At 57.3% G+C, this 22,189-nt stretch carries 21 protein-coding genes; 6 read left to right on the top strand and 15 right to left on the bottom strand.

The window, feature by feature from the left end; translation table 11 throughout:
* Window position 1: 1 nt before the first annotated feature.
* The 5 genes from ACEYDX_RS01465 to dnaB form a co-directional block, all read right to left on the bottom strand.
* Window positions 2-505: a PilX N-terminal domain-containing pilus assembly protein gene (locus ACEYDX_RS01465; RefSeq protein ID WP_373740261.1), complete on the bottom strand. Its 504-nt coding sequence runs from the start codon at window positions 503-505 to the stop codon at window positions 2-4.
* Window positions 484-1,389: a PilW family protein gene (locus tag ACEYDX_RS01460; RefSeq protein WP_373740260.1), complete on the bottom strand. Its 906-nt coding sequence runs from the start codon at window positions 1,387-1,389 to the stop codon at window positions 484-486. The genes ACEYDX_RS01465 and ACEYDX_RS01460 overlap by 22 nt, the downstream gene beginning before the upstream one ends.
* Window positions 1,389-2,024 (bottom strand): type IV pilus modification protein PilV, encoded by a 636-nt coding sequence (pilV, locus tag ACEYDX_RS01455; protein WP_373740259.1) that lies wholly within the window; start codon window positions 2,022-2,024, stop codon window positions 1,389-1,391. Before pilV ends, ACEYDX_RS01460 begins: the two co-directional genes overlap by 1 nt.
* Window positions 2,025-2,068: 44 nt before the next feature.
* Entirely contained in the window at window positions 2,069-2,743 is a 675-nt protein-coding gene (locus tag ACEYDX_RS01450) for a GspH/FimT family pseudopilin (RefSeq protein WP_373740258.1), read from the bottom strand.
* A 219-nt stretch (window positions 2,744-2,962) separates the two neighbouring features.
* Window positions 2,963-4,372: a replicative DNA helicase gene (dnaB, locus tag ACEYDX_RS01445; RefSeq protein ID WP_373740257.1), complete on the bottom strand. Its 1,410-nt coding sequence runs from the start codon at window positions 4,370-4,372 to the stop codon at window positions 2,963-2,965.
* Window positions 4,373-4,524: 152 nt separating this feature from the next.
* On the opposite strand from dnaB, the gene ACEYDX_RS01440 reads away from it, so the two are divergent.
* Entirely contained in the window at window positions 4,525-4,674 is a 150-nt protein-coding gene (locus ACEYDX_RS01440) for a hypothetical protein (protein ID WP_373740256.1), read from the top strand.
* On the opposite strand, the gene ACEYDX_RS01435 is transcribed toward ACEYDX_RS01440, so the two are convergent.
* Together ACEYDX_RS01435 and ACEYDX_RS01430 are read right to left on the bottom strand one after the other, a co-directional pair.
* Window positions 4,661-5,605 carry a class I SAM-dependent methyltransferase gene (locus ACEYDX_RS01435; protein WP_373740255.1) on the bottom strand — a complete coding sequence of 315 codons (945 nt, stop codon included), beginning with the start codon at window positions 5,603-5,605 and terminating at the stop codon, window positions 4,661-4,663. The genes ACEYDX_RS01440 and ACEYDX_RS01435 overlap by 14 nt on opposite strands.
* A gap of 83 nt (window positions 5,606-5,688) precedes the next feature.
* Entirely contained in the window at window positions 5,689-6,012 is a 324-nt protein-coding gene (locus ACEYDX_RS01430) for a hypothetical protein (RefSeq protein ID WP_373740254.1), read from the bottom strand.
* Here ACEYDX_RS01430 and ACEYDX_RS01425 point away from each other — a divergent pair.
* Entirely contained in the window at window positions 6,011-7,372 is a 1,362-nt protein-coding gene (locus ACEYDX_RS01425) for a DEAD/DEAH box helicase (protein ID WP_373740253.1), read from the top strand. The genes ACEYDX_RS01430 and ACEYDX_RS01425 overlap by 2 nt on opposite strands.
* 706 nt (window positions 7,373-8,078) lie before the next feature.
* Here ACEYDX_RS01425 and ACEYDX_RS01420 read toward each other — a convergent pair.
* The 3 genes from ACEYDX_RS01420 to ACEYDX_RS01410 form a co-directional block, all read right to left on the bottom strand.
* Window positions 8,079-10,316, bottom strand: coding sequence for a heavy metal translocating P-type ATPase (locus tag ACEYDX_RS01420; protein ID WP_373740252.1), 2,238 nt, complete (start codon window positions 10,314-10,316; stop codon window positions 8,079-8,081).
* A gap of 168 nt (window positions 10,317-10,484) precedes the next feature.
* Window positions 10,485-11,093, bottom strand: coding sequence for a DUF1349 domain-containing protein (locus ACEYDX_RS01415; RefSeq protein WP_373740251.1), 609 nt, complete (start codon window positions 11,091-11,093; stop codon window positions 10,485-10,487).
* Between the two features lie 43 nt (window positions 11,094-11,136).
* Complete coding sequence (locus tag ACEYDX_RS01410; RefSeq protein ID WP_373740250.1) at window positions 11,137-11,346, bottom strand: heavy-metal-associated domain-containing protein; 210 nt, start codon at window positions 11,344-11,346, stop codon at window positions 11,137-11,139.
* A gap of 96 nt (window positions 11,347-11,442) precedes the next feature.
* Here ACEYDX_RS01410 and cueR point away from each other — a divergent pair, with 96 nt between their 5' ends.
* From cueR to ACEYDX_RS01395, 3 genes are all read left to right on the top strand, one after another.
* On the top strand, window positions 11,443-11,829 hold the full coding sequence (gene cueR, locus ACEYDX_RS01405; protein ID WP_373740249.1) for a Cu(I)-responsive transcriptional regulator: 387 nt from the start codon (window positions 11,443-11,445) through the stop codon (window positions 11,827-11,829).
* A gap of 399 nt (window positions 11,830-12,228) precedes the next feature.
* Entirely contained in the window at window positions 12,229-12,483 is a 255-nt protein-coding gene (locus tag ACEYDX_RS01400; protein WP_373740248.1) for a hypothetical protein, read from the top strand.
* Window positions 12,484-12,520: 37 nt separating this feature from the next.
* Complete coding sequence (locus tag ACEYDX_RS01395; protein ID WP_373740247.1) at window positions 12,521-13,705, top strand: sugar transporter; 1,185 nt, start codon at window positions 12,521-12,523, stop codon at window positions 13,703-13,705.
* Here the strand turns inward: ACEYDX_RS01395 and ACEYDX_RS01390 are convergent.
* Entirely contained in the window at window positions 13,702-13,893 is a 192-nt protein-coding gene (locus tag ACEYDX_RS01390) for a hypothetical protein (protein WP_373740246.1), read from the bottom strand. The two genes, ACEYDX_RS01395 and ACEYDX_RS01390, sit on opposite strands and share 4 nt — an antisense overlap.
* A 62-nt stretch (window positions 13,894-13,955) precedes the next feature.
* On the opposite strand from ACEYDX_RS01390, the gene ACEYDX_RS01385 reads away from it, so the two are divergent.
* Window positions 13,956-15,686, top strand: coding sequence for a potassium/proton antiporter (locus ACEYDX_RS01385; protein ID WP_373740245.1), 1,731 nt, complete (start codon window positions 13,956-13,958; stop codon window positions 15,684-15,686).
* Window positions 15,687-16,106: 420 nt separating this feature from the next.
* Here ACEYDX_RS01385 and rep read toward each other — a convergent pair whose 3' ends face one another.
* From rep to waaF, 4 genes are all read right to left on the bottom strand, one after another.
* Window positions 16,107-18,107, bottom strand: a complete 2,001-nt coding sequence (rep, locus tag ACEYDX_RS01380) for a DNA helicase Rep (protein WP_373740244.1) — start codon at window positions 18,105-18,107, stop codon at window positions 16,107-16,109.
* Between the two features lie 196 nt (window positions 18,108-18,303).
* Window positions 18,304-19,236 carry an AEC family transporter gene (locus ACEYDX_RS01375; protein WP_373740243.1) on the bottom strand — a complete coding sequence of 311 codons (933 nt, stop codon included), beginning with the start codon at window positions 19,234-19,236 and terminating at the stop codon, window positions 18,304-18,306.
* Window positions 19,237-19,480: 244 nt separating this feature from the next.
* The gene (locus ACEYDX_RS01370; protein WP_373740242.1) at window positions 19,481-20,668 is read right to left on the bottom strand and encodes an acetylornithine/succinyldiaminopimelate transaminase; all 1,188 of its coding nucleotides are present in this window, start codon (window positions 20,666-20,668) and stop codon (window positions 19,481-19,483) included.
* A gap of 484 nt (window positions 20,669-21,152) precedes the next feature.
* The gene (gene waaF, locus ACEYDX_RS01365) at window positions 21,153-22,175 is read right to left on the bottom strand and encodes a lipopolysaccharide heptosyltransferase II (RefSeq protein ID WP_373740241.1); all 1,023 of its coding nucleotides are present in this window, start codon (window positions 22,173-22,175) and stop codon (window positions 21,153-21,155) included.
* Window positions 22,176-22,189 lie beyond the last annotated feature (14 nt).

The following is a 22,189-nucleotide window of genomic DNA, read 5'->3' as shown; positions in this document are numbered from 1 at the left end:
CTTACTCGCTGGCAACGTAGGATTGGAGCATCACGACCGTATTTTCGTTTTTACCCCATGCTTTGGCAGTAACGCGGTAAATTTTGCTGCCTGCGGCATCGGTGTTGATGTATTCGGTAATGTAGCGGGCTTTGGCATCGCCTGTTTTATATTCCCTGCCGTTTTCTTCGATATACGGTTTGCTGTCTTTATCTGCGGCACGTTTCCATGCAGGGTCATTGGCCGATGTGGTGCAATAGCCGTCGGTGCAGTCGTCTTTAAAAACGCTGGGGTCTTTGTCCTGCAAATCAACGATTTCGCTTTCGCCTTGGCGCAAGGCCGCTTCTGCAACCGACATCGCCAATTTGCGGTCGGCATCGTTGGAGCTGATGCGCTGTTCGGTATTGTAGGATTGGGTGGCGGCGACAACCAGCAGGGCGATGACGATCATAATCATCAAAACGATAAACAGGGCGAAACCTTGCTGGTTGTGTTTGGTTTGGTTTAAACAGTTCGGTCTGCGCATGTGTTTCCTCCGCGTACGGTTGCGTCGATGTTGTAAACGGTTATGTTATTGGTATCGGCGGCATCACCAGCGTTGATGGCAGTGCCGTTGTTGAGTCTCAGACGCACCATGGCCGGTGTGGTATCTGCACGCAGGCTGGATTCCAACTTGAATGTTCCGGCGGCACAGTCATTGGGATAAATGTATTCGAAATCAACCGAGCTCGGACCGTCGACCAGCAGTTGGGGATTGCCCCAACCGTTTCCGCTGCGTTGTACGCGGAAGAGGCCGGTTTTGCCGTCAACCGTACCGACGGCATAGGCATTGACGGCATAGGACATTCTGGTGATTTCGTTGTCTTGCGTTGCACCGAGTGCGGTTTTGATTTCGGCGTCTGTTTTGCTGCCGTTGGGCCGGTAGAGTTTGCCGCAGCTGCTGAAAATGTCGCCTGTGCCGGATACGGGGTCGGTACCGTATTGGAACGCAATGGCTTTTGTCAGCCCGCTGGGTAAACCGGAAGTAATTTCTTTCACCGGATTTAATTGGTCTTTGCCTGCGCCGCCAAGCAGTTTGAACGCATCTTTTTCGTTGGCAATGTTTTCTTCCGTTACGGCGGTTGCGGTAAATTTCCTGCTGCCGTCCGCAGCGGCGGCGGAAATGTTGAAACAGCCGAAACTGCCTGCCATGCGCGCATCGCGCACGATTTGGTTGGCGGCGTTGCGCAGGTCCTGCTGTACGCTCAGGCGCTGCATACCCGCTTTGTTGAGTTGCAGGGTGGTGAAATAGCCGCCGCTGACGGCAATCAGGACAATCATGCTCAACAGGCTGGCCACCATGAATTCGATGATGCTGAAGCCTTTGATGTTTGAGCGGGCCGGAATGTGTTGGATGTGTTTTTTATTCATTATTCTGCTACCCGTGCTTGGAAGGTATAAACAGTATCACTGCCCGACGGGCCGTTTGCGTTGTCGTTTTCTTTTTCCGCGCCTACCCATGCGACTTTAATCATGGTGGTGGAACCGTTGCCGCTGCATCTGCCGTTGAAATTGCTGCCGGAAAGGGTGGGGGCTTCACCCGAATCGTCTTTGCAGACGGTGTAATAGATGTCGGCTTCGGGCAGGGCGTTTTTCAGGTCTTTTTCAAACTGACAGCGCTGGGCGTTTGCCAAACTGCCTTTCGTCATGTCGGCGGCAAAATCATCGGCGCAGGTGTCAGCTTTTTTTCCTGTTTGCAGATAGGCATCGTAGGATTTGCTGGTCCAGCCTGTTGTCAGTTGTGCCGAACCGCTGTTGTTGGTTTGCGCGGACAAGTCTGGGTTCAGCAGCATGCCTTCGATGAGGTTTTGGGTAATTTGGGAGACGATGGTTTGGCCTTCGGCTTCGCGGACGGCGGCAACGCTGCGCAGCTGGGTGGCGAGCAGTGCCAATACGCCGACGGCCAAGACAAACATGGCAACCAGCACTTCAAGCAGGGTTAAGCCTGCCTGGCTGTTTTTCAGACGGCCTTGCCGGGGTTGGGGGATGGATTTGCGGATAATCATCGGAATTCCGTAATGTGTGGTGTTGACGGTTGGTTTTTGTCGGTTTAGTTGGACGGATATTGGCACAGGGGGCGTGTATCGGATTTCGAGCAGACTTCGACGCGGCCGCCCGGATTGATTAAGACGACGGCGGAACGGCTCTGTTTTTCGTCTGGCGTAGCGGCGTCTTTATCGGTCATGGCGATTTTGACGTATCCGGTGCCGGTGTCGAATTTGGCGGAGAGAGAAGCGGCGTGACCGAAAGTGCCGTCGGGGTTGAATACCCAGACCTGATTGCTGTTTCCTGTCGGAGAGCCGTCGAATTTTGTGGTGGCGAATTGATGGGTAACGCGGCCGTCTTTGTTTTCGCCGCCGAGAATGATGGCGCGCAAATCGATGTCGAAATCCTTGCCGGTACCGGTACTGCGGGTATAAACCTTGTCTTTATTACCGTCGGCAAAGGCAACCATGCCTTCTCCCGAACGGGCTGCATTGCAGTGGTCTTCGACATTGCCGTCTTTTTTGACCCGTGTGGGGCAGACGTAAACGGGCAGGTTGAGACGAACGGCTTCGCTGCGGGCGAAGCGCAGCAGGTTGGCAATGGATTCGGCTTGGGAGGCTGATCGGCGGGCGGCAATCCAGTTGCTCATGTTGGGCATGGCAATCGCCGCCATGATTGCGATGATGGCAATCACGACCAAGAGTTCGATAAGGGTGTAACCTTTTTGTTTGGCGTGCATGGGATTTGACGTTCCGCGTTGCTGTAATGTGGTTTTCGGGGCGCAGTCTCGGAATGAAGGGAAGGCCGTCTGAAAATGCGGCAGCCGCTTGATTTCGGATGCTGTGTTTTTTATGGTTCGATGCTTCGGGCATTCGTTTTCTTTGCGTATTTTAACCGAAGCGTGCGGCGGTGTGCCAGCAAAATATGAAATTTGCCTGATGCCGTCTGAAAAACTGTATCAATCTTCCATCATGGCGGCATCCGGCACATAGGCTGCGTTTTCAAACTTGGTGAACTGACCCATAAAGGTCAGGAATACTTTGCCGGTGGGGCCGTTGCGGTGTTTGCCGATGATACATTCGGCCAAGCCTTTGAACTGGGTTTCGGCGTTGTAGTATTCGTCGCGGTACATAAACATAATCAAATCGGCATCTTGCTCGATGGCACCGGATTCGCGAAGGTCAGACATCATCGGGCGTTTGTCGGTGCGCTGCTCGACGGTGCGGCTCAGCTGCGAAAGCGCGATAACGGGCACGTGCAGCTCTTTGGCCAAGGCCTTGAGCGAACGGGAGATTTCGCCCAATTCGGAAGCGCGGTTGTCGCTGCGGCCGGAGCCTGCCATGAGTTGCAGGTAGTCGATGACGATGAGGCCGAGTTTGCCGCCGAACTGTCGGGCAAGGCGGCGGGCGCGGGCACGCAGTTCGAGCGCGGTCAGGCCGGGGGTTTCGTCGATGAACATCGGCGCGTCGGAAAGTTTGACCACGGCTTCGTTCAGACGGCCCCAGTGTTCGTCTTCCAAGCGGCCGGTTTTCAAAACGTGCTGGTCGAGCTTGCCGACCGAGCCGAGCATACGCATCACAAGCTGCGCGCCGCCCATTTCCATCGAAAACACGGCTACGGGCAGGTGCGATTCGACGGCGACGTGTTCGGCGATGTTGATGGAAAACGCGGTTTTACCCATCGACGGGCGGCCGGCCACGATAATCAGGTCGCCCGGTTGCAGGCCTGAGGTTTTTTTGTCCAAATCGACAAAGCCCGTGGCGATGCCGGTTACTTCGTCGGGATTGTCGCGCGAATAGAGCATGTCGATGCGTTCGACCACTTCTTTGAGCAGCGCGGGCATTTCAAGGAAGCCCTGTTTGGATTTGGCCGTGCTCTCGGCGATTTGGAACACTTTGTTTTCGGCCTCGTCGAGCAGTTGCCCTGCATCGCGACCTTGCGGGTTGTAGGCGCTGCGGGCGATTTCGGTGCCGACTTCGGCAAGTTGGCGCATCACCGAACGTTCGCGCACGATTTCGGCGTAGCGGCGGATGTTCGCGGCGGAAGGCGTGTTTTGTGCCAACGAAATCAGATAGTTGAATCCGCCCGCGGCTTCCAGTTCTTCGTTGCGCTCAAGTGATTCCTGCACGGTAATCACGTCGGCGGGACGGCTTTCGTTAATCAGGTTGGCAATGGTGCGGAAAATCAGGCGGTGTTCGTGGCGGTAGAAATCTTCGCCGGTAACGATGTCGGCGATTCTGTCCCACGCCGCGTTTTCCAGCAGCAGACCGCCCAGTACCGACTGTTCGGCTTCCATGGAATGCGGCGGCAGCGACAGGGCGCTGACTTCGCGGTCTTCAGACGGCATGGTTTCGGAGTAGTCGTTCATGGCGGTTTCTCTGTGTCGGATCGGTTTGGGGCGGAACGGGGGAAGGGCGTTATTATATCTAGGGTGCTTCCGTTTCTCACGGATTTTTCAGACGGCATCGGTCAGTAGGCCGTCTGAAAAACGACGGTAAGGTTCGGGATGAATGGAAAACGTTGGGTTTGGAGATTCGGGCGGAGACTGCGAAGTTGCAGGACACGGTTTTTCAGACGGCAGGACGCGGACGCGCGGTTGCAGCGATACATCTGCACGGCGGCATTTCAGACGGCCTTATCGGATTTGACGACCCGTTTACCGATGACTGATTTCCCAGCATTGGTGGATTTTCTTATTGCGGAAATCTTCGGGAACGGATTGTTTGGAAACGTCTTTTACCGCATAGCGTTCGGACACGGCCGCATCGAGCGTAAAACTGCGCAGGTTGTTGGAAAAATACATAAGGCCGTCTGAATCCAGCAGCCGCATCGCACCGTCGATGAGTTTTTGCTGGTCGCGCTGGATGTCGAGTGTGCCGGGCATTTTCTTGCTGTTGGAAAAGCTCGGCGGATCCATCACGATCAGGTCGAAGCGTTTGCCTGCTTCAAAGGCCGTCTGAAGATATTGGAACACGTCGGTGCGGATGATTTGGTGCTGCGTTGGGTCGATGCCGTTGAGTGCGAAATTGCGTCGCGCCCAGTCGAGATAGGTGTTGGACAAATCCACGGTTTCGCTGGCGGCCGCGCCGCCGGTGGCGGCGTACACGGTGAAGCTGCCGGTGTAGGAAAACAGGTTGAGAAAACGTTTGCCTGCCGCCGTGTCGCCAACCTTTCTGCGGGTGTTGCGGTGGTCGAGAAACAGGCCGGTGTCGAGGTATTTGTCGAGGTTTACCCAAAACTTCCGCCCGTGTTCTGCAATCACGAAATCTTCGCCTGCGCGCCCCGTTTTTTCATATTGCTCTTTGCCTTTTTGCCGTTCGCGCCGTTTCAGGTGGATTTGGTTTTCGGCAAAACCGGTTACGAAAACAACGGCTTCGACAACTTCCGCCAGCCATGCTTCGTATTCTTCGGGCTGCATCAGCCAGCCGGTGTCGTATTCCTGAAGGTGGATTTGGCCGCCGTAAATATCGACGGCAAACGGAAACTGCGGAATGTCGCGGTCGTAGATGCGCCATGCTTCGATGCCGTTGCGTTTGGCCCATTTCATTAAGTGCTTGATGTTTTTACCCATGCGGTTGGCGAAGGGAGAGATGTCGGTCATGTTCGGGCGGCCTTGTTGCGGTTGGATACGGGATTGGGTCAGGAGGGGCGGTTTTCAGACGGCCTGTCGGCCGCGCGCATATTTTACCCCCGCCGGTGGTTTTTGACACCGCAAAACATTTGAATATAAAAAATATTCCGCTTGACCGCCGCCGTGTATCCCTTTACCATCCGCCCCTTGTCTTTTTTGAAGCCATCGTCTTCAGCCAACCGTGGTGTTCCGAACCCCGTTCTTCCGACTGCCGCCCGTTTCGCGGCGTTTTTGCAGGTTGTCGCCGATGTTAACCACAAGCACAGAGCTTGCGACAACCCTGCGTCTTTCGTTTCCTGATTTACGTTTCCCTGCTTCAAGGCCGTCTGAAAAACCGTTCGGACGGAATGCGTTGTTGTTCCTTTCTGGAAAACCATGTCCGTCAAATTCGCCGATTTAAACCTCGATAAAAACATCCTTTCCGCACTCCAAAGCGAAGGCTACGAAACGCCCACGCCGATTCAGGCGCAGTCGATTCCGCATGCGCTCGAACGCCGCGACATCATGGCATCCGCGCAAACCGGTTCGGGCAAAACCGCCGCCTTCCTGCTGCCCGTGCTGCAACACCTGACCCGCCGCAGCGAAAAACCGGGCAAAGGCCCGCGCGCGCTGGTGCTCACGCCCACGCGCGAACTGGCCGCGCAGGTGGAGAAAAACGCGCTGGCCTATGCCAAAAACATGAAATGGTTCAAAACCGTATCCATCGTGGGCGGTTCGTCGTTCGGCTACCAAATCCGTGCGCTGGCCAAGCCCGTGGATCTGATTGTCGCCACGCCTGGCCGTCTGATGGACTTGATGGACAGCGGCAAGGTGGATTTCGAGCGGCTCGAAGTGCTGATTCTCGACGAAGCCGACCGTATGCTCGATATGGGCTTTATCGACGACATCGAAAAAATCGTTGCCGAAACCCCTGAAGACCGCCAAACCCTGCTGTTTTCCGCCACATGGGACGGCGCGGTCGGCAAACTGGCGCGCAAGCTTACCAAAAATCCCGAAGTCATCGAAATCGAACGCGTTGACGAGCAGGGCAAAATCGAAGAGCAGCTGCTGTACTGCGACGACATGCGCCATAAAAACCGCCTGCTCGACCATATTCTGCGCGATGCCAACATCGACCAATGCGTGATTTTCACCTCCACCAAAGCGATGACCGAAGTGTTGGCCGACGAGCTGTACGACAAAGGTTTCGCCGCCAACTGCCTGCACGGCGACATGCCGCAGGGCTGGCGCAACCGCACGTTGATGGATTTGCGCAAAGGCCGCTGCAAAATCCTGGTGGCCACCGACGTGGCCGCGCGCGGCATCGACGTGCCCACCATCACCCACGTCATCAACTACGACCTGCCCAAGCAGGCCGAAGACTATGTGCACCGCATCGGCCGCACGGGCCGTGCGGGGCGCACCGGTTTGGCGATTACGTTTGCCGAAGTGAACGAGTATGTGAAAGTACACAAAATCGAAAAATTCATCGGCCGCAAAATCCCCGAAATGACCATCGAAGGCATGGAGCCGACCCGCAAACGCAGCAAAAGCGGCGACAAGCCCAAAGGCAAGGGCAAGGGCGGGCATTGGGGCGGCAAAGGCGGCTTCGATAAAGACAAGAAGTTCGGCGGTAAAAAGTCGGACGGGAAGAAAGAAGGTTTTAAAAAGCGCGACGGCAAAGCTGCCGACGGCGGGTTTAAAGACCGCAAAAAATCCGCACCGGCAGGTAAAGGCAAGCAGGGATTCAAAAAATAGCCGTTTGGTTTGACCATTCTCTTTGACAACCGAAGGTCGTCTGAAACGCAGGTTTCAGACGACCTTTGCCGTTTTCCGCTTAATTGCGAAACGGATAAGGTCGCTTTTGGTTGCTTGGCTTGGTTGCATACAGGCAGACGGATTTTTTCGTTTCCGTCATTCCCGCGCAGGCGGGAATCCAGATTTGATACGCGCAAGTAATTGTTTAACAGGAAAGATACCGGATTCCCGGCATGGGTTCCTGCCTGCACGGAAATGATGGGAAGTGAAGTTATTCACGCAATATCCCGCATAGAGCCAAATTTTAAGGCCGTCTGAAAACATGAATGGGTGGTTTTCAGACGGCCTTTGCCGTTTTCGGCTTTATTGCGAAACGGATAAGGTTGCTTTTGGATGCTTGGCTTGGTTGCATACAGGCAGACAGATTTTGCCGTTTTCGTCATTCCCGCGCAGGCGGGAATCCGGCTTTGATGCGCACAAGTGATTGTTTAACAGGAAAGATACCGGATTTCCAACATGGATTCCCGCCTGCTCGGGAATGAGGGGAAATGAAGTATTCACGCAATATCCCGCATAGAGCCAAATTTTAAGGCCGTCTGAAAACCTGAATAGGTGGTTTTCAGACGGCCTTATCAATCATTTCCTTGTTTCAAAAGAATTTTTGTACCTTTTTCCCGCGCTTTTCTTTTTCTGTTTCCGCCGCATTTCAATCAATCTTTACCCGTTTCAGGCGCAGCGCGTTGCCCAATACCGAAATCGAGCTTAACGCCATCGCCGCGCCCGCGATGACGGGGGTGAGCAGGCCGAGGGCGGCCAGCGGGATGCCCAAGATGTTGTAGAAAAAGGCGAAAAACAGGTTTTGGCGGATGTTTTTCAGCGTGGCGCGGGAAACGGCCAGCGCATCGGCCAACTGGTTGACCGAGTGCTGCATCAGCGTGGCGGAAGCGGTGTGTTCGGCGGCGTCGGCACCGCCTTTCATGGCGAAGCTGACGTTGGCGGCGGCCAGCGCGGGCGCGTCGTTAATGCCGTCGCCGACCATCGCCACGGTTTTGCCGGATGCTTTGAGCTGCTGCACGGCGGCGGCTTTGTCGCGCGGACTCATGCCGCCGAAGGCGTGGGCGATGCCGAGCTGTTTCGCGGTGTAGTCCACCGTGTTTTGGTTGTCGCCGCTCATGATGTAAATGCCGATGCCGTGCGCTTTCAGACGGCCTATGGCGGCGGCGGTGTCACTTTTGAGGCCGTCTGAAAGGGCGAATGCGCCGAGCGGCCGACCGTTTGCAGATACGGCGACGATGGTGGCGATTTGCCAGATGCCGTCTGAATTTTCGGGCAGCGCGAGGCCGCAGTAATCGGGTTTGCCGACTTTGACCAAAATGCCTTCGACTTCGGCGGCAATGCCTGCACCGGCTTCGGTTTGCGCGTTGCGGGCTTCGGGAACGGCGATGCCGCGCGACAAGGCCGTCTGAACGATGGCGCGGGCCAGCGGATGGGCGGCGTTTTGCTCGATGGCGGCGGCCAGGCGCAACAGTTCGGTTTCGGCAATTTCAGATGTGTTTGCTTCTACGGTGTTTGCATTGGGTGAAGTGCCGTTTTCAGGCGGCCTTAAATTTACCGAACTGCCTGTATGGCCGTCTGAAAGCCATATTGCCGCCACTTGCGGCCTGCCTTCGGTGAGCGTGCCCGTTTTGTCGAGCACCACCGTATCGACGCGGGCGGCTTCTTCCATCGCGGCGGCGTCTTTAAACCACACGCCGTGTTTCACCGCTTTGCCCATGCCCACCATAACCGCGGCAGGCGTGGCCAGGCCGAGCGCGCAGGGGCAGGCAATCACCAGCACGGCCACGGCGTGCACCAGCGCGGTTTCCCAACTGCCTTTTATCAGCCACGTTAAAACAAGGGTAATCAAAGAGACGGCCACCACGGAAGGCACGAACACCGCCGCCGCTTTATCAGCCACGCGCGCGATCGGCGCTTTGCTGCCCTGCGCCTCGGAAAGCGCGGCCATCATGTCGCCGAGCAGGGTTTGGCTGCCGAGTTGGCGGGCGCGGTAAACGATGCTGCCGTCGGTGATCATGGCGCCGGCCAGCACTTTGCTGCCGGCGGTTTTCGCTTCGGGTTGCGACTCGCCGGTCAGGTGGCTTTCGTCGGCCCAGCCGCTGCCGCTCTCGACAATACCGTCGGCCGCGATGCGCTCGCCGTGGCTGGCGCGGATTAAATCGCCGATTTGCACTTGGTCGAGCGGCAGGCTCTGCCACCGGCCGCCGCGTTCCACATTCACTTGGCGCGGCGTGAGTTTCAGCAGCAGACCGAGGCTGTTGAGGCTGGATTTTTTCGCGCGGTGCTCGAGAAATTTGCCCAGGCTCACAAAGCCGACCACCATCACGCCCGCCTCGAAATAAACGTGCGCCATGCCGTCGTGCCCCATCGCGCGGTGGACAAATATCATATAGGTCGAATAAAGGTAAATCGACAGCGTGCCCACCGTAACCAGCACGTCCATGTTCGCCAGTCCGCCGCGTATGCTCGCCCATGCGCTTTTGTAAAACGGCACGGCCAGCCAAAGCTGCACCACGCTCGCCAGCGCAAACTGCCACGGCGCGGGCAGCATCCAGTCGTGCCGCCCGCCCATCATCCCCGCCATGCCGATGAGAAACGGCACGTTCACCGCCAGCAGCAGCCACAGCCGCCAGCCGACAGGGTGTTCAGACGGCACATCGGGCAGCGCGTCGGTTTTCTCCGCCGCTTCAAAGCCGGTTTTCCCGATGATGTCAATCAGTGCGGCAACATCGGTTTTGCTGTCGTCGAACACCACCTGCGCCTCTTCACTGGCGAAATTCACCGAGGCCGTCTGAACGAAATCCTTTTTGTTCAATACCTTCTCAATGCGCGAGGCACAGGCTTGGCAGGTCATGCCGTTGATTTGGAAACGGGCTTTCTGGGTCATGGCTGGCTTCCGTGTGAATGGGGATAACATGCCTGCCGCGCAAATGGCAGGCGCGGCGGTTGCGCTTCGATGCGGCCTCAAACCTGCGGACAGCTTGGCCGCATGGCGTTTTTACCGTGTTTTCAGACGGCCTGTTGTGTTTACCGTGTTTTCAGACGGCCTGTTGTGTCAATCGGGCTGTTGGCCGTCGTGCGCCGGCCATTGGCACGGTAGCACCCGTGCATGGGAAAACCGTGCCGTAAACGAAGAATCTTCGGGGCTGCACGCATACACGCCGAACGAAACCGTCCCGCCCGCAGCCGCCAGATGGCAAATCCTCATCTGCCTGAATACTTCGCCGTCGGGCGAGCATTCGATTTTAAAATCATGCCCGCGGCGGCTCAGGCGGTACCACATGTGGCGGACACCGGCGGGAATTTCCGTGGTGGCCCAATCCGAATAGCCCCGGTTGGTTACCACGCTGCCCAAATGTTGGAACCGCTCGTTTTCGTATTCAATCGATGCCTTGAGCCAGTTTTCGCTGTCGAGATACACCGCGATGCCGCATTGGTCGAACCGGCGGCGGCTGTCGAAAGCCGTTTTCACGACGAAAGAAAAATAAGGCTCGTCGGTGGCCGTCTGCAAAACGGGCGCATTGTCGTTTTGGAAACGGTAGTAGGTGCGCTGCCACAAATCCGTATGCGGCTGCGTTTGCACCGTGATTTCGTCGTCGCTTAACGTGTAAATTTCAGGTTCGCGCGTCCATTGCAGCGCGTTTTTCTGCCAAACCGTATGCATTGCCCAATCCTTAATCAATTAACCGCAGAGGCCGTCTGAAACATCACAGCGAAGCGTCGAAACCGCCGTCTTCCACGGCTTCGATCAAGGCGCCGGCATGGGTTTTTGCGGCATCGAATTCGACGACGGCATGACCGTTTTCCAGGCTGACTTCGGCTTTGGATACGCCGCTCACGCCTTCCAGAATTTTGGTAACACTTTTGACGCAGCCGCCGCAGGTCATGCCGCCGATGTTGAGGGTGATGGTTTTCATGATGCTTCCTTTCGGTTTGAAGTTTGCAGGGAACGGCCTTGCGCCGTTTTCAGATGGCCTTTACTATAAACCTTTACCTAAGGTTAAGGTCAAGCCATGAACATCAGCGAAGCCGCCCGCAAAACGGGATTGTCGGCCAAACAAATCCGCGATTACGAAAAACACGGCCTGCTGCCGTCGGCGCAGCGCAGCGGGGCAGGTTACCGCCGTTACGGGGAAGGGGATTTGGCGCGGCTGCGCTTCATCCGCCATGCCCGCGAAGTGGGGTTTTCCTTGCAGCAGACCGCCGAGCTGCTGCGTTTGCAGGACAATCCCGAGCGCAACAGCAGCGAAGTGAAAGAATTGACCGCCCGCCATATCGCGGAACTGAACGCGCAGATTCTGCGTTTGCAGCAGATGGTCGGCGAACTGCAACGCTGGCACGATGCCTGCAGGGGCGACGAATGCCCGGAATGTTCGATTCTCGACGGCTTAGGTGGTTAGGCGGTTTGCGGTTGGGAGTGTGTGCGTCGGTTGGTCGGATGCGGCCGGTCGTTTTTTCAGACGGCGTAACCGTTTGGGCAAGATAAAAACGGATGCCGTCTGAAAACAGGTTTGCCGTTTTAAAGCGGCCTGCATCGTTTTGATGGTTACGCCGTCTGAAAACGGTTGGCGGTGTCCTGAAAAGTTGCAGCCGTTCGGTTTGCGAATGGCTGTGTTTGAGCATTTTTTTGTTTATAAGGGGTTGTTTTCAGAAGTTATTCCTGCACAGACGGGCATCCGGAAACTGGTGGGTTTGGATGCTGCAAACAACATCGGTTTCTTGTGGGTTTAACGTCCCGATTCCCGTCTACGGGGAATGACGGAAGTTGGAAAAATCCGTTTTGCCGGTGTGCTGCCAATGTGATACCCGAACACAGCTTTGATGAGTTTGACGGTGGGCAGCATACCGAGCGTGCCGTTTTACCGCTGTGTCGGCGGCATCTGAACCCTGCGCAGGAAAACAGGGTAGGTGATGTGGCGGCAACGATGAGGGGGTGGTGGTTATCGACCAAGGGCATCGATACTGCCGTTTACCGCCGTGCGGCAGCCGGCCTGTATCGGCGTTGCCCGATTTTAAGCGGATTGACGGTTCAAACTCCGTTGGAACAGGCGTAAAATGCGCGGTTTTTTTCAAAGATTACGGGAGATGATCGTGCAGGAAACCGCGATTTCCGAAAACCGCCGCTGGCTGGCGGTGGCCGCTTTGGCGGTGGGGGCGTTTATTTTCAATACCACCGAATATGTGCCGATTGCGCTGTTGAGCGACATCGGCGCGACTTTCGGCATGAAGCCGACGGAAGCGGGCGTGATGATGGCGGTGTATGCGGCGATTGTGGCCTTCCTTTCGCTGCCGCTGATGCTGCTGACGCGCAAAATCGAGCGGCGCAAGCTGCTGATGTGGCTGTTCGCGCTGTTTGCCGCGAGCCATGTTTTGTCGTTTTTCGCTTGGAGTTTCAACGTGTTGTTGGCGAGCCGCATCGGGATTGCACTGACGCATGCGGTGTTTTGGTCGGTGACGGCGGCGCTGGCGGTGCGGATTGCGCCCAAAGGGCGGAGCAATCAGGCTTTGGGCTGGCTGAGCACGGGGTCGGTGATGGCGATGGTGGCGGGGATTCCGCTGGGGCGGATTGTCGGGCAATGGGCGGGTTGGCAGACAATGTTTCTGATTGTCGGCCTGTGTGCGGCGGCGGTCATGGCGGTGCTGGCGAAAAACCTGCCGCTGCTGCCGAGCGTGAACACGGGGTCGCTGGCCAGTCTGCCGCAGCTTTTCAGACGGCCTAACCTGATGATGCTGTACGGTTTTACCGTTTTGATGATTACCGCGCATTTCACGGCCTACAATTACATCGAGCCGTTCGTGTTGCAGGTGGGCGGTTTTGCGGCGGGCGACGTGACCGTGCTGCTGCTGGTGTACGGTGTGTCGGGTTTTGCCGGTTCGTTCGTGTTCGGCAAATGGTTTGCCAAGCATCCGAAGATGCTGTTTTCCGGTGCGGTGGCCGTGGCGGTGTCGGCCATGCTGCTGATGCTGCCGCTGTCGGGTTCGGTATGGGGGATGAACGCGCTGGCGTTTGCGTGGGGCGTGGCTCTGATGCTGGTGAGCTTGGGGATGCAGTCGTGCGTTTTGCGTTTTGCGTCCGATGCGACCGATGTGGCGCAGTCGGTGTTTTCGGGGCTGTTCAACGTCGGCATCGGCGGCGGCGCGCTGCTCGGCAAATATGCCGCCGCCGCGCTGGGTCTGCCAAACATCGGTTTCAGCGGTGCGGCCTTGGCGTCGGCGGCTTTACTGTTGGCTGCGGTAATGGTAAGGCGCAAGGATTTTTTCGGGCAAAACGGTTAAACGGGCATGCCGTCGGGCAACAGGCCGTCTGAAAAGTTTTCAGACGGCCTGTGTTGTTTGGGGCGGAAGTGCCAGTAATGAAGCGGAGTCGGCAAACCGTATGCGGCGGCAGTATCGTGCTTGGTTTTACGGTTATGCCAATCGGCAGGATATGTGTGGCGGCGGGCTGGCAAGATACTAAAAAACAAGCGTTTTTATGCTAGAATACGCACACTTTCCATCATCTGCGCACACACTTTTCACAATCGTTATGGACGGACTCAACAGTTTATTCGTACTCGGCGGGCTGCTGCTCTTTCTCAGCGTGATTTCCACCACGCTGTCGGCGCGGCTGGGTATGCCGCTGCTTCTGATGTTTCTCGTTATCGGCATGCTGGCGGGCGAAGAGGGCATCGGCGGCATTAAGTTCGACAATTTCTTTACCGCCACAGCCATCGGCCAACTGGCCTTGGCGGTGATTCTGCTCGACGGCGGCCTGCGCACCAAGCTCGACAGCTTCCGCATTGCCTTGAAACCTGCGTCCGTATTGGCCAGTTGGGGCGTGATAGCCACGGTTGCGCTGCTCGGCCTGTTCGCCACATGGTATATGGATTGGGACTGGCGGTTCGGCATCCTGATGGCCGCCATCGTCGGTTCGACCGACGCGGGCGCGGTGTTCAGCCTGTTGCGCAACAGCGGTGTGCGCCTTAACGAACGCGTGCAGGCTACGCTGGAAATCGAGTCGGGCGCGAACGACCCGATGGCGATTTTTCTGGTAACCGCGCTGATTTCGCTCACGCTCACTCCCGAAGAATCAGGCGTGTTTTCGTTTTTGTGGATGCTGCTGCTCCAACTCGGCTTCGGTTTGGGGGCAGGCTTTCTCGGCGGCAAAATCCTGTCGCGGCTGACACGCCGTCTGAATTTGGCCGAAGGGCTGTATGCGCTGATGATTGTGTCGGGCGGCCTGCTGATTTTCGGTTTGACCAACCTGATCGGCGGCAGCGGCTTTTTGGCCGTCTATCTGGCGGGCATTCTCGTGGGCAACCGCCACAGCCACGCCACCGAACACGTTTTGCGCGTGATGGACGGCCTGGCATGGCTCGCTCAAGCAAGTATGTTTGTGGTGCTCGGCCTGCTGGTTACGCCGCACCATCTTTGGGAACAGGGGCTGGACGCGCTGGCCATCGCCGCCTTCCTGATGCTGGTGGCGCGTCCGTTGGCGGTGGTGAGCGGCATTTGGAAATTCCATTACAGCCCGCGCGAAATGGCCTACATCAGCTGGGTGGGGCTGCGTGGCGCGGTGCCGATTACGCTGGCGATGATGCCGCTGGTGATGGGCGTGCCCAACGCGCGGCTGTTGTTTGACGTGGCATTTGCCGTCGTGATTCTTTCCCTGCTGATTCAGGGTACCACCATTCCCGTGGTGGCACACTGGCTCAAAGTGACCGTGCCGCCGAAACCCGAACCGAAAGACAGCCGCGAAATCTGGCTCTCGGAAAACGAATCCGTACCGCTGCTGGCTTACGAAGTGCTGGCCGACTCCGATGCCGAAGGCATGCACCCCGACGAAGTCGCTCAGGATTTGGACTTGCTCTCCACCCGCTGTTTCGCCCTGATACGCGGCGGCAAACGCGAAGAACTGGGCTTGGACACCCGCCTGCAAGCGGGCGACATCGCTTGGTATATCGTGCCGCCCGAGCAGGTGGAAACCATCGCCAAACGTTTTGCCGAAACCGGCAGTTCCGTGCGCATGAATTTCAACTTCTTCGGCGAATTTGTCGTCAATCCCTCCAGCATGGCGGGTGATTTGGCCGATGCCTACGGCCTGAAACTCGACAACGAAGAACGCGGCCTGACCCTGCGCGGCCTGTTCAAAAAGCGTTTCGAAGGCAGCGTGCCGGTGGAAGGCGACCGCATCCACATCGGCGACTTTATCTTAACCGTGAAAGAAACCGACAACGACGGTGCGATGAAGTGGCTGGGCTTGAAGTGCCCGAGTTAACGGGTTGGATAAAGCGGTGTAACCCTGTGTACCGATGGAACAGGCCGTCTGAAAAGTTTTCAGACGGCCTGTTTTTTCAGACGGCATTTGTTGTGTGCATGGTTGCGGCATTCTGCCTGGCCGCATGGTTTTGCTCTTAATTTTGATTGGCGATTGTATTGTGCAACCTTCGGAAGCCGTCATTCCCGCGCAGGCGGGAATCTGTGGTCAATATTCACAAGCGTATGAGTAAAAAAGTTTCTGAATGCCAACGCCGGATTCCCGCCTGCGCGGGAATGGAGAAAACGTCATATCCGAATACGGCCAAAACCGTCAAAGGCCGTCTGAAAACTTTTTCAGACGACCTTGATGTATCGATATGTCAGGTTTGTGTATGTGTTCCGGTTGATTGAGCAACGAACAGCGTGTTTCCGCCCCGCGTTATTTCGCTCCTTTTGCGGCCAGCATGGCCTGAAGCCCCGCGAGATTGCTTCTGCCTTCTTCTTTGCTCACAATCGGTTCGCCGCCTTTTCTGCCGAGTATTTTCAAGTCTTCCTGCGGCATTTCGTCGATGAAGCGGCTGGGTTCGGGGAACTGCCATGTGCCGGCGCGTTTGCGTTTGATGCAGTGGGTGAGCGTGAGTTGGCGTTTGGCTCGGGTAATGCCGACGTACATCAGGCGGCGTTCTTCTTCGACGTTGGCTTCTTCGATGCTGTCGGCGTGGGGCAGGATGCCTTCTTCGCAGCCTGCGAGAAAGACGTAGGGGTATTCCAAGCCTTTGCTGGCGTGCAGGGTGGAGAGTTTGACGGCGTCGTTTTCGTCTTCGTCTTTGCCTTCGAGCAGCGTCATCAGGGCGATGGTTTGGGCGATTTCGATGAGGTTTTTGCCGTCTTGTTCGCCTTTTCGGGCGAGCCAGCCGGTAAGGTCGCAGACGTTGCGCCATTTGATTTCGCCGGCTTTGCCTTCTTCGCTGTTTAACAGGTGGGCTTCGTAGCCGATGTCGGCCAGCAGGCTGTTGACGAGTTCTCCGGCGGGGTCGGTTTCGGCGCGGCGGCGGCTGTTTTCCATCAAATCCATGAAACTGCAAACGTGTTCGCGGGCGGCGGCGGAGAGTTCGGACAGGGCGGTTTCCTGCAATGCGGCCTGATACAGGCTGCAACCGTGCGCTTGGGCGTAGGCGTTGAGCTTGCCCAGCGTTACGTCGCCGATGCCGCGTTTGGGGGTGGTGGCGGCGCGCAAAAAGGCGGGATCGTCGTCGGGATTGGCAATCAGGCGGATGTAGGCCAATACGTCTTTGATTTCGGCTTTGTCGAAAAAGCTCTGGCCGCCTGAAAGACGGTAGGGCACGCGCGCGCTGCGCAGGGCTTCTTCGAAGATGCGCGCCTGATGGTTGCCGCGGTAGAGTACGGCGAAATCGGCGTATTGGGTTTTGTCGCCGCCAACCAGTTTCTGTTTCACAATCTGGCTGACCACCCATTCGGCTTCGTGCTGTTCGTTTTGGCAGGCCACCACTTTGATTTGCTCGCCCATGCCGAATTGGGACCAGAGGGTTTTTTTGAACAGTTTGGGATTGTTTTCAATCACTTTGTTGGCCACTTTCAGAATCCGCGCGGTGGAACGGTAATTCTGTTCGAGCTTGACGACTTTCATCTGCGGGTAGTCTTCCTGCATTTGGCGCAGGTTTTCCATATTCGCGCCGCGCCATGCGTAAATCGACTGGTCGTCGTCGCCCACGGCGGTAAACATGCCTTCCGCGCCGGTCAGCAGTTTCATCAGCATGTATTGGCAGGCATTGGTATCCTGGCATTCGTCCACCAGCAGGTAGCGCAGGCGGAGCTGCCATTTGCGGCGTACTTCGGCGTTGTCGCGCAGCAGTACCGCGGGCAGGCGGATGAGGTCGTCGAAATCCACCGCCTGATAATGTTCGAGCGTGGACTGATAACCCGCATATACCCGCGCTATCTGGCGTTCCCATTCGTTTGAGGCCGTCTGAACAATGTCTTCGGGCGTTTTCAAATCGTTTTTCCACAGCGAAATCTGGTGTTGTGCCTTAAACACCGCTTCTTTGCCCGTGCTGCCCAACAGTTCGTTGATGATTTTTGCGCTGTCGGTGCCGTCGAGTATCGAAAAATTCTTTTTATAACCGATGTTCGCCGCTTCTTCGCGCAGGATTTTCATGCCCAGCGAGTGAAAGGTGCAGATCGTCAGCCCGCGCGTCTGCTTTTTCGGCAGCATTTTCGACACGCGCTCCTGCATTTCGTGCGCGGCTTTGTTGGTAAACGTAATCGCGGCCACGGTGTGCGGCGGGTAGCCGACGTTCACAATCAGGTGCTTGATTTTTTGGGTAATCACGCCCGTTTTGCCGCTGCCCGCGCCGGCAAGCACGAGCAGGGGGCCGCCGAGATAGTTGACGGCCTGTTGTTGCTGGGGATTGAGTTTCATGGCTGCGGATGATGTTGGGGAAAAACGGACGAAGGGGCGCAGATTATAGCATCAGGCCGTCTGAAAACTGTTTTTCAGACGGCCTCTGTCTGGTGTGGAGTCGCATGGCGGATACGGAAATACCGGCACAAAAAGGCGTTAATACGGACGGTGGCCGAAGCAACCGCAACAGCCGGATTTCAGACGGCCCGAACGTTTACATAATCCAGTCATAAAGCGCAATCATCAACGGCATGGTGATGACGCACAACAGCGTGGTTACGCCGTAAATCGCCCCCGCTTTGCGGGCATTGCCGCCGTACACCACGGCCATATTGGTTACCGTGGCGGCGGCCGGGCTGACCGTGGCGAGGAAGCTGATGAGTACCACCGTATCGCTGTGGCCGCCCATATGGGCGAAACCGCATATTTTCACCGCCAGCAGCATGACGAACGGCATCACCACCAACCGCAGCAGGGCAACCAGGTAAACGCGTTTGGACGCGATGATGTCGCGCAGGGGCAGGGCGGCGATGAGCATACCGGCCACCAGCATGGCGACGGGGCCGATCATGATGCCGACCGAAGAGAGCGTGTCGGTAATGACCGCAGGCAGGCGGATTTGCAGCGCGAACAGCACCATGCCCGCCAGCATCGACAGGATGTTGATGTTCGACAGCATGGTCTTCCACGACAGACGGTTGGTACCGCTGAGCAGCATACGCAGGTGCGTCCACACCAGAAAAGTCTGCACCACGATAAAGCCGCTGGCGTAAATCACCCATTCTCCGCCGAACAGCGACATCACGATGGGGATAATCAGATTACCCGAATTGGAATATACGGTGGCGGCCTGCTCGAGCGCGTCCAACCCGAACAGGCGTTTGAACAGCCTGCCCAGCAGAATCAGCAGGACATGGAAGAAAACGGCCAAACCGAACGACAGCGCCAGCCCTTTCAACACTTCGGGCGAAGCATCGGTTTGGAAAGCGTTAATCATCACCGACGGGCTGATAACATACAGCGCGATGACCGACAGCGGACGGCTGTCTTCCGTTGTCATCAACTTGGCTTTCACGAGCGCGAAACCCATCAATACGATCAGAATCAGGCCGGTGATTTTTCCGGCAAGCAGCAGGGCGGTATCCATAGGGAGGGGCGGGAGACGGGTAGGCCGTCTGAAAAGAAATCCGGGTGGGCATACGGGAGAGTAGGGGGCGAACCTGCCTTGCCATACGTTTTGCGGCGAGATAAAAAAGTTATTCCGTCTGTACGGACGGCGGCGGTTTCCGCATCAACTGTTTCCCGACGGCGCTTTGTTTTTCAAAGGCCGCCGTATTTTTGCGGTGGCCCGGTTAAAGCAAGGGCGGACGGTTCCGCCCTGCGGAATATTTTCAGACGGCCTGAAGCCAATGTTGTACGGCGGTTTTCAGACGGCGTATGCCTTCGTGCAAATCTTCGTCGGACAGCAGCAGCGACGGTGCGAACCGCACGACGTTTGCGCCGGCCGACAATACCATCAGTCCGTCTTTCAAAGCCTGCGATACCAGTTCGCCCGCGCGGTTTCCGTAAGCATCCGCCATGACGCAGCCGATGAGCAGCCCCATGCCGCGCACTTGTTTGAACACACCTGTTTCGCGTCCGAGCCGTTCCAGCGCGGTACGCAGTTTTCCGCCTTGGGTTTCGGCGTGTGCCAGTGTTCCGGGGGCGTTGATGATGTCGAAAGCGGCGGAGGCGACGGCGCAGGCGAGCGGGTTGCCGCCGAACGTGGAGCCGTGCGTGCCCGGGGAAAACGTGGGCGCAACGGCATCGGTGGTCAGGATGGCGCCGATGGGGAAGCCGCAGCCCAAGGCTTTCGCGCTGCTGAGAATGTCGGGTACGACGCCGGAATGTTCGCAGGCGAACAGTTTGCCTGTGCGCCCCATGCCGGTTTGCACTTCGTCGAAAATCAGCAGCGCGCCGTGGCGGTCGCACAGGCGGCGGGCGGCTTCGAGATAGGCCGGGTCGGCGGGCAGGATGCCGCTTTCGCCCTGAATCGGTTCGATAATCACGGCGCAGGTGCGTTCGGATACGGCGGCTTCGAGTGCGGCGGTGTCGTTGAACGGCACATGGGTGATGCCTTCGGGAAGGGGGGCGAAATCTTTGCTGTATTTGGGCTGGCCGCCTACGGATACGGTAAACAGCGTGCGGCCGTGGAAGCTGTTGGTGCAGGCGATGATTTCGGTTTTGCTGCCGTCGGAGCGGTCGCGGCCGTATTTGCGCGCCAGTTTGAGTGCGGCTTCGTTGGCTTCCGCGCCCGAGTTGCAGAAAAACACTTTGTCGGCAAAGGTATGGTTCACCAGTTTGGCCGCCAGCTCCTGCGCCTGTCGGGTGGTGTAGATATTGGAAATGTGCCACAGTTTCTGCGACTGTTCGTGCAGGGCCTGCACCAGTTTGGGATGGCAGTGGCCGAGCGCGTTGACGGCGATGCCGCCCGCCAAGTCCACATATTCGCGGCCTTCGGTATCCCACACTCGGCTGCCCGAAGCGCGTTCGGGAATGATGGGGGCGAAGGAGAAATTGGGCGTGATGTGGTTTTGCATGGCGGGAATCCTTTGGCGTGTTGCGGGAAAAAACGATTATGCGCCGATTATGTGCGGGGTTCAACGAAAGGTTGGTTTCAAGGCCGTCTGAAAGGTTTTTCAGACGGCCTTTATTGTGTTTTGTTTCTGTGTGTCTGCCTTATGTTCGAGCACACGGTCATCCGTGCCGAAAGACTGTGAAGGCCGGTGAGTGCGGCAAAAGAGGCAAACAGCTTTTGCGGATTTCCGCCTATACGGAAATGGCGGCGGAACGAAGGCCGTCTGAAAAAGGGTTTTTCAGATGGCCTTCATTGTGTTTTGTTTCTGTTTGTCTGCCTTATGTTCGAGAACACGGTCATCCGTGCCGAAAGACTGTGAAGGCCGGTGAGTGCGGCAAAGGCGGCAAACAGCTTTTGCGGATTTCCGCCTATACGGAAATGGCGGCGGAACGAAGGCCGTCTGAAAAAGGGTTTTCAGACGGCCTTTGATGTTTGCGCTGTGCCGTTTACGCCGTTGCAGCGGCCAGCCTTTGCAGTGCGTCGTCGACCATTTGCGGCGGAATTCCGTTCAGGCAGTCGGTGTGTCCGAGCGGGCATTCGCGTTTGAAGCAGGGCGAGCAGTCGAGCTTGAGGGTAACGATTTCGGCGGTGCGGCTCAGCGGCGGGGTGTGGTCGGGACTGGACGAACCGTACACGGCGGCGATGTTGCGGCCGAGGGCGGCGGCCAGGTGCATCAGGCCGCTGTCGTTGCAGACCACGGCCTGCGCCTGCGCGAGCAGGTCGATGGCTTCGGAAAGGCTGGTTTGGCCGCACAGATTGGTGCAGAGGCCATCTGAAAGGGTGTTGATTTCTTCTGCGGCTGCAAAGTCTTTTTGCGAACCGAACAGCCAAACCTGCCACCCGCGTGCGGCGTATCGGCGGGCAAGTGCGGCGAAATGGCGCGGCGGCCAGCGTTTGGCCGGGCCGTATTCCGCACCGGGACAGAACGCCAGCACGGGTTTGTCGAGGTGCAGGCCGTGTTTGGCGAGTGCGGCGGCCACGCTTTCGGGGTTGATGTGGAACGAGGGATGGTCGGAATGTCCGTCGAAATCGGCCTGCGACGGATGCGCCAGCGCGGTGTAGCGGTCGACCATCAGGGGCAGGGCGGTTTTGTCGAGTTTGCGGATGTCGTTGAGCAGCAGGTAGCGCGATTCGCCCACATAGCCCGTGCGCCGTTTGATGCCCGTGGCGGCGGCAATCACGGCGGATTTGAGCGAGCCGGGCAACACGATGACCTGACTGTACCCGCGCCTGCCGAGTTCGCGGCCGGTGCGGATGCGTTCGCCGAGCCGCAACGCGCCGTGGCCGAACGGGTTTTCGATGACTTCGTTCACTTCGGGCATCCGCTCGAACACGGCCATCGACCATTTCGGCGCGAATACGTCGATGGTGCAGCCGGGGCGCAGGGTTTTCAGACGGCGGTAAAGCGGCTGCGTCATCACGCAGTCGCCGATCCAGCTCGGGGAAATAATGAGGATTTTTTCGGACATGGCGGTGTATTCGG

The organism is Neisseria sp., from assembly GCF_041804105.1.
Classification (GTDB): Bacteria; Pseudomonadota; Gammaproteobacteria; order Burkholderiales; family Neisseriaceae; genus Neisseria.
The sequence above is the reverse complement of the archived record's forward strand: the minus strand, read 5'-3'. Positions and strand labels throughout refer to the sequence as shown.